At 66.1% G+C, this 12,024-nt stretch carries 17 protein-coding genes; 14 read left to right on the top strand and 3 right to left on the bottom strand.

Annotated features, from left to right (window positions below; genetic code table 11):
• Positions 1-17 precede the first annotated feature (17 nt).
• Both WB785_RS17255 and WB785_RS17250 read left to right on the top strand, forming a co-directional pair.
• Positions 18-983 (top strand): Rieske 2Fe-2S domain-containing protein, encoded by a 966-nt coding sequence (locus WB785_RS17255; RefSeq protein ID WP_424080528.1) that lies wholly within the window; start codon positions 18-20, stop codon positions 981-983.
• A complete protein-coding gene (locus WB785_RS17250; RefSeq protein ID WP_424080527.1) occupies positions 980-1,465 on the top strand; it encodes a hemerythrin domain-containing protein in 486 nt (161 codons plus the stop codon). The genes WB785_RS17255 and WB785_RS17250 overlap by 4 nt, the downstream gene beginning before the upstream one ends.
• Before the next feature lie 12 nt (positions 1,466-1,477).
• Here WB785_RS17250 and WB785_RS17245 read toward each other — a convergent pair whose 3' ends face one another.
• Positions 1,478-2,239 carry a class I SAM-dependent methyltransferase gene (locus tag WB785_RS17245; RefSeq protein WP_424080526.1) on the bottom strand — a complete coding sequence of 254 codons (762 nt, stop codon included), beginning with the start codon at positions 2,237-2,239 and terminating at the stop codon, positions 1,478-1,480.
• 82 nt (positions 2,240-2,321) lie between these two features.
• On the opposite strand from WB785_RS17245, the gene pcaH reads away from it, so the two are divergent.
• The 9 genes from pcaH (at position 2,322) to WB785_RS17200 (ending at position 8,582) form a co-directional block, all read left to right on the top strand.
• Positions 2,322-3,098: a protocatechuate 3,4-dioxygenase subunit beta gene (gene pcaH / locus WB785_RS17240; RefSeq protein ID WP_424080525.1), complete on the top strand. Its 777-nt coding sequence runs from the start codon at positions 2,322-2,324 to the stop codon at positions 3,096-3,098.
• Entirely contained in the window at positions 3,091-3,633 is a 543-nt protein-coding gene (gene pcaG, locus WB785_RS17235) for a protocatechuate 3,4-dioxygenase subunit alpha (protein WP_424080524.1), read from the top strand. Before pcaH ends, pcaG begins: the two co-directional genes overlap by 8 nt.
• Entirely contained in the window at positions 3,630-4,856 is a 1,227-nt protein-coding gene (locus WB785_RS17230) for a lyase family protein (protein ID WP_424080523.1), read from the top strand. Before pcaG ends, WB785_RS17230 begins: the two co-directional genes overlap by 4 nt.
• Positions 4,853-5,692: an alpha/beta fold hydrolase gene (locus tag WB785_RS17225; RefSeq protein WP_424080522.1), complete on the top strand. Its 840-nt coding sequence runs from the start codon at positions 4,853-4,855 to the stop codon at positions 5,690-5,692. Before WB785_RS17230 ends, WB785_RS17225 begins: the two co-directional genes overlap by 4 nt.
• Positions 5,689-6,081, top strand: a complete 393-nt coding sequence (gene pcaC, locus WB785_RS17220) for a 4-carboxymuconolactone decarboxylase (RefSeq protein WP_424080521.1) — start codon at positions 5,689-5,691, stop codon at positions 6,079-6,081. Before WB785_RS17225 ends, pcaC begins: the two co-directional genes overlap by 4 nt.
• A 111-nt stretch (positions 6,082-6,192) precedes the next feature.
• Positions 6,193-6,861, top strand: a complete 669-nt coding sequence (locus WB785_RS17215; protein ID WP_424080520.1) for a helix-turn-helix transcriptional regulator — start codon at positions 6,193-6,195, stop codon at positions 6,859-6,861.
• A complete protein-coding gene (locus tag WB785_RS17210) occupies positions 6,858-7,292 on the top strand; it encodes a hypothetical protein (protein WP_424080519.1) in 435 nt (144 codons plus the stop codon). Before WB785_RS17215 ends, WB785_RS17210 begins: the two co-directional genes overlap by 4 nt.
• Positions 7,292-7,633 carry a cupin domain-containing protein gene (locus WB785_RS17205; protein ID WP_424080518.1) on the top strand — a complete coding sequence of 114 codons (342 nt, stop codon included), beginning with the start codon at positions 7,292-7,294 and terminating at the stop codon, positions 7,631-7,633. Before WB785_RS17210 ends, WB785_RS17205 begins: the two co-directional genes overlap by 1 nt.
• Positions 7,634-7,637: 4 nt before the next feature.
• Positions 7,638-8,582 (top strand): NAD(P)H-dependent flavin oxidoreductase, encoded by a 945-nt coding sequence (locus WB785_RS17200; RefSeq protein ID WP_424080517.1) that lies wholly within the window; start codon positions 7,638-7,640, stop codon positions 8,580-8,582.
• Here the strand turns inward: WB785_RS17200 and WB785_RS17195 are convergent.
• Positions 8,579-9,289 carry a helix-turn-helix transcriptional regulator gene (locus WB785_RS17195; RefSeq protein ID WP_424080516.1) on the bottom strand — a complete coding sequence of 237 codons (711 nt, stop codon included), beginning with the start codon at positions 9,287-9,289 and terminating at the stop codon, positions 8,579-8,581. The genes WB785_RS17200 and WB785_RS17195 overlap by 4 nt on opposite strands.
• Positions 9,290-9,380: 91 nt before the next feature.
• Here WB785_RS17195 and WB785_RS17190 point away from each other — a divergent pair, with 91 nt between their 5' ends.
• On the top strand, positions 9,381-9,833 hold the full coding sequence (locus WB785_RS17190) for a hypothetical protein (protein ID WP_424080515.1): 453 nt from the start codon (positions 9,381-9,383) through the stop codon (positions 9,831-9,833).
• Here the strand turns inward: WB785_RS17190 and WB785_RS17185 are convergent.
• Complete coding sequence (locus WB785_RS17185) at positions 9,821-10,312, bottom strand: DUF1990 domain-containing protein (protein WP_424080514.1); 492 nt, start codon at positions 10,310-10,312, stop codon at positions 9,821-9,823. The genes WB785_RS17190 and WB785_RS17185 overlap by 13 nt on opposite strands.
• A gap of 38 nt (positions 10,313-10,350) precedes the next feature.
• Here WB785_RS17185 and WB785_RS17180 point away from each other — a divergent pair, with 38 nt between their 5' ends.
• Both WB785_RS17180 and WB785_RS17175 read left to right on the top strand, forming a co-directional pair.
• Positions 10,351-11,217 (top strand): aldo/keto reductase, encoded by an 867-nt coding sequence (locus WB785_RS17180; RefSeq protein ID WP_424080513.1) that lies wholly within the window; start codon positions 10,351-10,353, stop codon positions 11,215-11,217.
• 50 nt (positions 11,218-11,267) lie between these two features.
• Complete coding sequence (locus WB785_RS17175) at positions 11,268-11,882, top strand: PaaI family thioesterase (protein WP_424080512.1); 615 nt, start codon at positions 11,268-11,270, stop codon at positions 11,880-11,882.
• The last annotated feature ends 142 nt before the right edge of the window (positions 11,883-12,024 follow it).

Here is a 12,024-nt window from a genome sequence, read left to right as displayed (position 1 = left end):
AGAAAGGACTTGATGCCGTGGTTGAGGCGCCTCCGCAAGGCCGTTTGCACAAGCGGATGGAACGGCTGCTATCCGTCATCGGCAGTCAGGAGTGGCTGGATCGGCCCAGTTACCGGCTCGAGCACCTGGTCGCCATCGCCTTCAACGCGCTGGGCAACAGCCGGGATCGCATCGCCAACGCCCTCAACGGGGTATGGCTCGGCCACCCAGTGCACCCGCCGCTGGCCTCGCTGACAAGCGGTGCGATCGGGACCACGGTCGGGTTGGACGCGCTCAGCATGCTGCCTCGCCGACCGAAGCAGGAACTCGCCGACGCGTCACGGTTCGCTACCCGCGCGCTGGGGCTGGGGATTTTGGCGAACTTGGGTTCGGCGGTCACCGGCGTCGCGGATTGGCAACACACCCACGAGGAAGACCGCCGCATCGGATTGGTGCACGGCGTGCTGAACGGGTTGGCGACCGGCCTCTACATCATGTCGTGGCTGGATCGCCGCCGCGGCCGCCACGCTCGGGGGATTGTCACCACCGCGCTCGGTTACGGCATCACCGTCAGCGCGAGTTACATGGGCGGTGCCTTGGTGTTCGCCTCCGGTATCGGCATTGACCAATCCGGCGAGCGGCTGCGTGCAGCGGACTGGACGCCGGTGCTGCCGGTGGAGTCGCTGAAGAACGGCAAGCCGCAGCGCGTCGAGGTCGACGGGGTGGGGCTGGTGGTGTGCCGAACCGGCAACAACGGAGAGGTCGCGGCGTTCGGCGAGTTCTGCCCGCACCTGGCCGCTCCGATGAGTGACGGCTGGGTCGATCGTGGCCGGCTGGTGTGCCCATGGCACGGGTCGCGATTCGACGTCTGCTCAGGAGCGGTAGTGCGCGGCCCGTCAGCGGCGCCGTTGCCGCGCTATCAAACGCGGATCAACGACGGGATGATCGAGTTGCGTGGAGACGGTCAGCATTCGCTTCCGGCAGGAAAAGGAGTCGCTAAGTGAACGCCTACACCGTGTTGCAGGACCACCACAAGGTGCTCAAGGGACTGGTTAAGAAAATCTCCGACACGCCTGCGGTTGCCCCCGAACGCCAGGCGCATCTCGACGATCTGCTCGTTGAACTCGACATCCATTTCCGCATCGAGGACGACATCTACTACCCGGCTCTGGCGGCGGCCAGCGAGTTGATTGCCGTCGCGCACGCCGAGCACCGCCAGGTCATCGATCAGCTCTCGGTGCTGCTGCGCACTTCGCCGGCGGCGCCGACCTACGACGACGAATGGCATTCGTTCGCAACCGTCTTGGAGGCGCACGCCGACGAGGAGGAGCGCGACATGATCCCAGTGCCTCCGTCGGTGAAAATCACCGATTCGGAACTCGTCGAGCTGGGCGACAAAATGGCTTCCCGCATTGAGCAGCTGCGAGAGTCGACTGTTCATAAGCTGCGGGTCAAGGGCAGAAAGTCGATGCTGCGGGCTCTGTAGCCCGAAACCCGTTCAGCGGCCGCCGATTCCGGCCATCATCAGCGGTGTCTGCACCCGTCTGTCCTCGGCGAATCCGGCGGCCGCCGCGTCGGCATCTTCAGGCGAGAGCAGGCCGGCACCGACCACGGCGTCCCGCACGCTCTCAAAGGACAGCCTGAAGAAGTCCGACCCGGGGGACTGCGAGTCGATGATCAGGGCGCGGCCCTCGCCGTGAACGTCGGTCAGCCCGGCGGCGGCCATGTCGGCGACAACGCGGCGGCCATAGCGCGGCTCGAATCCGGCCTGCTGCATGAACGTGATGATGGCCTCGGCCACCCGGTTCAGCCGCGGATCGTCGTCCTCGAACCCGAAACCGGTCCAGTCGTAGTCTTCGATGACCATCCACCCGCCGGGGCGCAGCGCGGCCGCCAGGCGGTCGAGGATTCGTCGGCGCTCGGTCAGGTGCTCGAGCACCAACCGGGCGTGGACCAAGTCGAACTCGGCCTGCGGTAGCTCGTCGGTTCGGATGTCTACCTGCCGGATCTCAACCGCCTCGCCGGCGAGCGGCTCGACGAAACGCGTATCGATATCGATCGCGAGCACCGTGGCGCCGCGACCGGCCATCCACTCGACCAGCGAGCCGCCGCCTGCACCAACCTCCAGGCACCGCCAGCCCGCGCCGATGCCCAGGCCGTCGAGCAGCCGTTGGCTTCCCGGATCCCAGAGGCTCTCGATGCCCGCCAGGCGCGCGCGCTCCTGCGAGAACCCCTGGTCATAGATGTAGTCACGAGGCATGGCATCCCAGTATGGCGCATAAGCAACCGAAATCCCGCGAAGTGGTTGAGGGTAACCGATTTTCGCATTAGCGTCTGCTGTAATGAAGGCTGCAGCAAGGCCGGCCCACACTGAGTCGCAACGCGCGATCAGTGCGGAGATGGCCCGCATCGCCGCCGACTACCAGGGCAGCGATGAGCCGCAGCCACTGCTGGACTATCCGCCGTATCGCAGCAGCAGGCTGCGCCATCCGAAGTCTGCATTCGTCCGCGTCGACCCGGACGAGGTCGAATGCTGGGCGCCGTGCTTCGGGCGCCGGGATGTCGACCCCCTCGACGCCGACCTCACCGCCGGTCACCCCGGGCAGCCCATCGGGGAGCGCATCATCGTGACCGGGCGGCTGCTCGACGCGACGAGCAAGCCGGTGGCAGGTCAACTCATCGAGATCTGGCAAGCCAACGCTGCCGGGCGGTACAACCACCAACTCGACCAGCACCCGGCACCGATTGATCCCAACTTCGTCGGCGTGGGCCGCTGCCTGACCGGGCCGGACGGAACGTACCGTTTCCTTACCATCAAGCCCGGTCCCTACCCATGGCGGAATCACCAAAATGCTTGGCGGCCAGCGCACATCCACTTCTCGGTATTCGGAACTGACTTCACCCAGCGGCTCGTCACCCAGATGTATTTTCCCGGCGATCCACTGTTTGATCTGGACCCGATCTACCAGTCCGTCGTGGATCCCGTTGCCCGCCAACGGTTGGTCGCAGCCTATGACCATGATCTGACTGAGCCCGAGTATGCGACCGGTTACCGGTGGGACATCGTCGTCGCAGGCAGGCAGCGAACCTGGACCGAGCAAAACGGTGACCATGGCTGAATTAGCTTGCACCCCAGGACAAACCGTCGGGCCGTTTTTCCACTGTGCCTTGCCGTACGGCGGCGACAACCAGCTGGTCGCCGATGCGCAATCCGGTGCCATCCGGCTACACGGGACGGTTTACGACGGCGCCGGTGATGCCGTGCCCGACGCGCTGATCGAGTTGTGGCAGCGCGGAGCAGACGGCCGAATCGTCCGACAAGACGGCTCACTGCGGCGCGGGGGCCAGTCGTTTACCGGTTGGGGCCGATGCGCGACCGACGCCGCCGGCCACTACAGCTTTACGACGTTGACACCCGGAGGGGCCGCGTTCTTCGCGATCACCGTCTTTGCGCGTGGGCTGCTGAACCGAGTTTTCACCCGTGCGTACCTGCCGGATGCCGACCTGGACGCCGATCGGCTGTTGACTGCTCTGGACGCGGACCGGCGACGAACCCTGATCTGTGCGGCCGAAAAGGACGGATACCGCTTCGATATTCACCTTCAGGGCCGCAGCGAGACAGTGTTTCTGGCCTATCGCGGTGAGGCCGGATGACCAACCTGTTGTGGCCGGGGGATGAGCGCGCCGCGGAGTTGATGTCCGACACGACGCTGCTGGCGTCGATGCTCGCGGTCGAATCGGCCTGGCTGGATGCGCTTGTCGCCGCGGGGCTGGCGCCGGATCTGTGCGGCGGCGCTGACCTTTCCGGCTTGGTGAGCGCCGGCGACTGCGAGTTGATCGCGGCCGGATCGGAGGATGGCGGCAACCCCGTGATCGGGTTGGTGGCACTGCTTCGTGACCGGGCCAGTGCGGAGGTCAGTCGGTGGATTCACCGCGGCCTTACCAGCCAGGACGTGATCGACACCGGGTTGATGCTGGCCACTCGTGCCGTCGTCGATGAGTTGAAGTCCCAACTCGCCGAACAGATTTCAGCCCTATCCGGGCTTGCGGTGACCCACCGCGAAACCCGGATGGTGGCTCGGACTCTGACCCAGCATGCGGTGCCCACAACTTTCGGAGTCAAGGCGGCATTGTGGTGCAACGGCGTCGTCGACGCATATCAACAACTCAGCGCGCTCGCCTTCCCGATCCAGATCGGCGGCGCGGGCGGCACACTGGCCGCCGCAACGGAGCTGGCGGCGCTCGCCGATCAACCAAATCCCAGTGCAACATCGGTGGAACTGCTGCAAAACACCGCAGCGACTTTGGGTTTGGCCGCCAGAATGCCGTGGCACACCACCCGCGCGCCGGTCACCGCGATCGGTGACGCATTGATCGGATGCACCGATGCCTGGGGCCGCATCGCATCAGACGTGGTGACCCTGGTCCGGCCGGAGATCGCCGAACTCAGCGAACCCGCATCCGGCGGCCGCGGTGGATCATCGAGCATGCCGCAGAAGCGTAACCCGGTGTTGTCCATCCTGATTCGCCGCGCCGCGATTTCTGCGCCGTCGCTTGGGGCGACATTGCACACCGCTGCCGCTCTGGCCAACGACGAGCGTCCCGATGGCGCATGGCATGCGGAATGGGAGCCGCTACGCATGCTGGCCCGGCGAGCCGTTGTCGCCGGCTCTCAATGCAGCGAACTGCTCAACGGTTTGCAGGTCGATCCGGCGCGGATGGCCGGCAACCTCGACATCGTCGATGTGCTTGGCGAGCAACGCGTTATCGCTGAGCTGGTCGGCAAAGAGCCGTCCGTTGACTATTTCGGTGCGGGCGACGCGTTGATCGACGAAAGCCTGGATCGTGCCAAGCGGATAGTGAAGGAACGTCCGTGAGTGCCCCGCGAATCCGCGGCTCGCATCTCGGTGGGTCACCGGATCTGCCACCGCTGGTGGTCGGCCCGTCGTTGGGCACCTCCGTCGCGGCCTTGTGGTCTGGTGTGGCACGACGCCTGGCAGACGTCTATCACGTCATCGGTTGGGACCTTCCCGGCCACGGCGCCAGCCCGCGACCGAGCGACGCCTTCACTATCGAAGACCTCGCCGCCAGCGTCATCAAAGTTGTCGAGGGCAAGATCGGCCGGCGGCCGTTCACCTATGCCGGTGTCTCGGTGGCCGGCGCGGTCGGACTTCAGTTGCTGCTCGGCCATCCTGAGCGCATCGTGTCTGCCGCGCTGATCTGCACGGCGGCGCGACTCGGCGACCCGGACGACTGGCAGTCCCGGGCCAAAGTCGTTCGCAGTGCCGGAACAGGCGAAGTCGTGGCACTGTCAATTCGCCGGTGGTTCGCCCCCGGATTCTTCGAGCGCGATCCCGCGTCAGCCCGGGCGCTGCTGGACACCCTGCGCCGGGCCGACGACGACGGCTATGCACGCACCTGTGAGGCGCTGGCCGATTTCGACGCCCGTCACCGCCTCGGTGAAATCGACACCCCGATCGTTGCTGTCGCTGGCGCCAATGACACTGCCACGCCGCCTGATTCGCTGCGCTACATTGCCAGCAACGTGACCCGCGGGCGGTTCATCGAGGTGGCACACGCCGCCCATCTCGCGCCGGCCGAGCAGCCCGACCGAATCGCCGATGTGTTGGCCAAGCTGAGGAGAGTGGGCGTGCCGCCTGGCGACGATGCGGGTCGTAAAACGGCCCGGGGGAGAGGCAGGCAATCAAGATGAGCGACAATCCCTTTGACCGGGGAATGGCCGTACGCCGAGAAGTGCTTTCGGACAGCTATGTCGAGCGGGCTGACGCGCAGATCACCGAGTTCACTCGTGACTTTCAAACGCTCATCACCGAATACGCTTGGGGCACAATCTGGTCCCGCCCGGGCCTGGACCGCCGCAGCCGTTCGATGATCGCGATGACCGCGCTGATCGCCCGTGGCCGTGACGAGGAGCTCGCGGCGCACATTCGCGCCGCGCTGCGCAACGGGCTATCGCGGGACGAAATCAAAGAAGTCCTGCTGCAGACCGCGATCTACTGCGGTGTGCCGGACGCCAATGCCGCTTTCCGCATCGCCCAGAGCGTCTTTGAAGAAATTGACGCACAAAAAGATTCGCCATGATACTGGCAAAACTTCGGTGCATTGCTACAATCCGCTTTGTATAAAGCTACCGGGCTTTATCGCGTATCCAAGCTGATCGGCGCACCTGCCGACAGCGGAATGGTCGGGATAATGAGCGCCGTCGCCAAGTCAGCTACGCATTCCCCCGGTCGCCGCCTCGATGTCCTGAGGGTGTTGCGGGCCGCGGATTCTCCGATGAGCATCGCCGCAATCGCTGAGGTGCTGGATGTGCACCCCAACACCGTTCGCTTCCATCTGGAGACTTTGGCCGAAACGGGCAGGGTCGAACAGGTCGAGCCGGACCGCAAAGGGCCGGGCCGGCCGGCGCTGATGTTCCGTGCGACTCGACGGATGGATCCCGGCGGCCCCCGGCACTATCAGCTGCTGGCCGAGATCCTTGCCGCGGGTCTGGCGGGCGATCAGGAGGCCGCGGCCAGGGCGCTGGCCGCCGGTCGCGAATGGGGCCAGCAGCTAGAGCCGCCGCCTCCGCCGACCGCCGGACCTCCTAATGCGGCCGAATCGATCGAACACCTGGTAGGCCTACTCGACGAGCTCGGCTTTGACCCTGAGTCCCGCGGAGATGAGCAGCTGGGATTGCGGAACTGCCCGTTTTTGGAACTGGCGGAAAGCCAGAAGGCCGTCATCTGCCCAATCCACCTGGGGCTCATGCAGGGGGCGCTGGAAACCTGGCAGGCACCGGTTACCGCCGATCGGCTGGAGCCCTTTGTCGAGCCCGATCTGTGTCTGGTGCACCTGACCCGCCAGATCACCACAACGTGAGGCTCGCCCACGCCGTAGCAGTCGCGGTTGTCTTCGTCTGGTTGGGCATGGTGCTGGCCATCTCGTTTCTGGAAGCACCGCTGAAGTTCCGCGCCCCCAACGTCACACTGCAGATCGGCCTCGGCATCGGACGTCTGGTCTTTCGCGCGTTCAACACCGTCGAGGTGGTGCTGGCCATCGTGGTCTTGGTGGCAACAATTGCCCGGCCGCCCTCAACCGGCATAGCGGTGGCGTTGGCGATCGTGTTCGCTGCGTTGGCCCTGCAGATCGGCGCGGTGCGGCCCCGGCTGAATCGCCGGTCCGACCAAGTGCTCGCTGGCCTCTCGGAAGAAGGGGCACCACGATCGCGCGGCCACTACATCTACGTCGGCTTCGAGACAGTCAAGGTGGCGGCATTGACCGCAGCCGGGATACTTCTACTATCGGGCTAATGGAATCGATCTCGCTGACCAACATGGCCTCCGAAAAGCTCGCCGAGGCGCGCCAAACACATAGTGGACGGGCCGCACACACGATCCATGGTGGTCACGATCACGAACTGCGGCAGACGGTGCTCGCCCTGCTTGCCGGGCACGAACTGTCCGAACACGACAGCCCCGGACAGGCATCACTGCAGGTGCTGCAGGGCCACGTCCACCTCACCGCCGGCGACGACGAGTGGGACGGCAAGACCGGCGACTACGTCGTGATCCCGCCGCAACGGCACTCGCTGCAGGCAGTCGACGACTCGGTGGTCATGCTGACCGTCTTCAAGAGCCTTCCCTCCGCGTAGTCAGATGCTGTCGACGCCGTGGTCGCGGCGGATGAGCCTGCGGGTGCCGATTCTGAACGCGCCGATGGGCGGCGTTGCCGGCGGACGACTCGCCGCCGCAGTGACCGCCGCCGGTGGCCTGGGCATGGTCGGTATGGGCAGTGCCGGGTCGACGGTTGCGCTGCGTGCCGAATTGCCGTACGTGCGTGGAACATTCGGAATTGGCTTGGTGGACTGGGTGATCCGCAAGGAGCCCGAGCTCCTCGATGCCGCCTTGGCCGCCCAACCCGTGCTTGTCTCGGTCAGCTTCGGAACTGACCTGTCCTGGGTCGAGCGCGTCCATGATGCTGGGATCGCCGCGGCCACACAGGTTTACAACAGCGTCGAGGCGCGGCGAGCCCAGGATGCCGGGATCGATCTGCTGGTGGCCCGTGGCTCCGAAGGCGGCGGCCACGGGGATGCGACGATCGGCACCCTTCCGTTGCTCGACGCTGTGTTGGACGCCGTGTCGGTGCCGGTGCTCGCGGCCGGAGGAATCGCCTCTGCGCGCAGCCTGGCAGCCGTGCTGGCCGCCGGCGCCAGCGGCGCGTGGTTAGGCAAGGTGCTTTCGGCCAGTCCGGAGGCACTGACGAGCGACGCGTCCCGTCGTGCACTGGTCGCGGCCGGCGAGACCGACACCACCAGCACCCGGGTGTTCGACATCGTTCGTGGACTGCCGTGGTCGAAACGGTTTCCGTCGCGGGTACTGCGCAATGAGTTCGTCGCGCGGTGGAGCGGTCACGAAGACGCGCTGGCCGACGATCCCGACGCGCTTGATGAGCTCGCCGCCGCGGTCGCCGCCGACGATCGTCGAACCGCTCCGGTGGATGCCGGGCAGGGCGTCGGGATGGTCACCGGCGTCGCACCGGTGGGCGAGGTGATTGAGCGGCTTTGCGCGGGGGCCGAGGAACTGCTCTCGGCCTGGCGCTAAGGCCTTGCCGCGCTCGATGTGAGTACCACACAACACCTTTCCGGCTGTGGGTCCAAGCGCGCGTGCGGGCTGTGCGGCGTGAGCGCGTCGGCCACACCGGAAATCAGTGCATGGTTCATGCCGCAGGCCAGTTCGGTCTGCTGCTGGGCCAGCGCATGAAACGGGCAGTTGTTCAACTGCATCTCGCCGTCGACGCGGCGCGGTTGGTAGCCGTGCTCGGTGAGCACGGCGGCGGCCAACTCGAGCGCTGCGTCGGCGTCGGCCGGTGTGTGACGGCCCTCGACGACCGCGGTGTCCCCGATCGTGCGGCCGTAGTCGTGGGCGATGTGGTGCAGCACCTCGACGGCGGGCACGCCGGTCGCTGCGGACCCGGCGATGGCCTCGGCCATCAGCCGTCCGGCCAGCTCGTACTCGCGATGCGGCAGGCTGACCGCAATGTCACGACGGGCTCGGCGGTACAGCTTGGAGGTGCGCCCGGCGCCGGGACCCGAGCGGCCGGTCAACCGCGCATAGTCGGATTCCAGCAGACCCTCGGATTCCAGCCGGTCCAGGTGAAACTTCGCCTGGTGAAGGGGGATGCCGATCGCGTCAGCGGCCTGATCGCGGCTCACCGGTGCCGGTTGCGAGCAGACGAATCGATAGAGCTGGTGGCGTAGCGGGTCGGCGAGGGCGCCGATCCCGGCGGCGTCGCGTCGCAGGCCGTCCATGAGCCGCTCATTTCTAACGGACAAAAGTGTTGACGCTACATTCTAACGGTTCTAACGTTGATGATGCTATCCGTTAGAAAGGAGCTAAGCCATGACTACCCACCAAGCAGGTGCCGCGCCGCTCGCCGACCGGGTGAAAGACCCGACGTTCGCGGCGTATGTCCTGCTGCGGACGGTATTCACCGTTGCGCCGATCCTGTTCGGGCTGGACAAGTTCTTCAATCTGCTGACCCACCCGCATCACTGGAGCATGTACCTGGCGCCCTGGATCGACAACATTGTTCCCGGGACTGCTGACCAGTGCATGTACATCGTGGGAGTGATCGAGATTGTGGCCGGCGTGGTAGTTGCCGTCGCGCCGCGGATCGGCGCATGGGTGGTTGCCGCCTGGTTGGCCGGGATCATCATCGACTTGCTAACTCTGTCCGGCTTTTACGACATCGCCTTGCGGGACTTCGGTCTACTGGTCGGCGCCGTCGCACTCGGCCTGTTGGCCCAGGGCGTGCACGCCCATGCCGAACCGACAGCCCGTCAGACCGCGTGAACGTAGCGCTTGGCGATCAACCGCTGGGCCAGCGACGTCAACGGGGTTTTGCTCCACCAGGCCACCGGCCGGGAGAACGACGAGACCTCGGCATAGACCGCGGCGGTGACCGGGTCGTGGCGAACCGCGAACCGTTCCTCACCGGACTCGGGATGACCGGGCAGCGTGCCATAGGCAAAGCCCCGCACGGTTGGTTCATCGATGACGTACACCACGCGGCACGGTGCCTTCACGAAACCCATCTTGACCATCACCACCGCGCCGACCTCGACTACGTCGCTGCTGGGCTGGACGCGTAGTCCGGCGCCGCGCTGCATGCCCCAGTGCATCAGCGCATCAGCGGCCTCAACGAAACGCTGGTGACCTGCGCCGATCTGGCTCACAAAGCCGAGGTGGCGGTATCCCGGCGGCGGAGGTCCTGCGGTCGCACCGACTTCGGGATAGGTCAGCGGCATGGTGCTCATCGTGTACAAGTCCACCTAAGTCAGCTTGCCACGCCGCGCGTACGGTCGGAGAGGTGACTACAGCCCAAGCATCCGGAACCCTCACCCTCGGCGGCGACCTGACCGTCAACCGTCTCGGCTTCGGCGCCATGCGTCTGACCGGCAAGGGCGTCTGGGGCCCGCCGGCCGACCGCGGCGAAGCCGTGCGAGTGTTGCGCCGCGCCGTCGAGCTCGGCGTGAACTTCATCGACACCGCCGACTCCTACGGTCCTTACGTATCCGAGGACATCATTCGCGAGGCGTTGCATCCTTACGACGGACTGGTGATCGCCACCAAGGCCGGGCTGCTGCGGACCGGGCCGGACGTGTGGATTCCGCTGGGCAATCCCAGTTATCTGCGTCAGGAATGCGAAATGAGCTTGCGCCGCCTCGGCGTCGAGACCATCGACCTGTTCCAGCTGCACCGCATCGACGCCAATTTCCCGCTGGAGGACCAGGTCGGGGAGCTGAGCAAGCTGCAGACCGAAGGCAAGATCCGCCACATCGGGCTGTCGGAGATCGACGTGGATCAGCTGACCGCTGCACAGGCGGTCGCGCCGATTGTGTCGGTGCAGAACATGTACAACCTGGCCGCTCGCACTGCCGAACCGCTGCTGGATGCCGCGGACAGTCAGGGCATCGCTTTCATCCCGTGGTTCCCGCTGGCCGCGGGACCGCTGGCGGCCCCCGATGGTCCACTGCAGAAAGTCGCGGACGGCCACGGCGCGACGCCCTCGCAGCTGGCGCTGGCCTGGCTGCTGAAGCGATCGCCGGTGATGCTGCCGATTCCGGGCACGTCCAGCGTCGCCCACCTGGAGCAGAACGTGGCCGCCGCCGAGATCACGCTGTCCGACGAGGAATTCGAGACGCTGGCCGCCGCCGGCGCCGCACAGGAGAATTGACTCTGCGGCTAGGGTGCAAAAGTGCGAGTAGGTCGCGCCCTGAGCGCAGAGTGAACGCGAAACACCCGGGCGGCGGATTCAATCCGCCCGAACCCACCACCAGAGGCGGGCCCGACTATGGGCGATTTATCGAAGCGGTGCGCACGCTGCAGGATCACGCCCGGGCGGTCGACGCACCCGACGGGGTGATCAGCGAGGCGGCCGACCTGATCGAGAAGGTGTCCGGCCTGCTCAGCCCGTTCGACGTGGACGAGTGGACGACGCCGTCGGGCCGACGGATGGACCTGCCCAACCGCGGCAACATCCTGCCGGTGCCGATGAAGGTGCATCGAACTGACGATGGCCGCATCGAGGGGTGGGCCCGCTTTCGGCGGTTTCACCTCGGGCGCAACAGCGCCGTGCACGGCGGCGCGCTCGGGCTGCTGTTCGACTCGGTGTTGGGTATGACGTCCGGCGTGATCACCGGCGGTCCTCGGCAACGCACCGCATACCTGCACATCAATTACCGCCAGGTCGTCCCGATCGAAAAGGAGCTGCAGATCGACGCGGGAGTCGACCGGGTCGAGGGGCGCAAGATCTTCGTGTCGGGCCGGTTGAGCGACGGCGACACCGTGCTGACCGACAGCGAGGCGCTGTTTGTGTTACTCAGACCCGGCCAGCCCTAAGGCCCCCGATAGCATGGTCGGGTCCGTTTGAACACCCGACGGAACCCCACAAAAGAGCATGGAGACCGCGTCGATGACCGCCCTCGCACACCCCGCCCCGGGACCCGATGGCGGCGACCCGGAGCGCCCGGCTGCGCCCGGC

This window comes from Mycobacterium sp., from assembly GCF_049585075.1.
Lineage (GTDB): Bacteria > Actinomycetota > Actinomycetes > Mycobacteriales > Mycobacteriaceae > Mycobacterium.
This window is presented reverse-complemented; position numbering and strand designations above follow the sequence as displayed.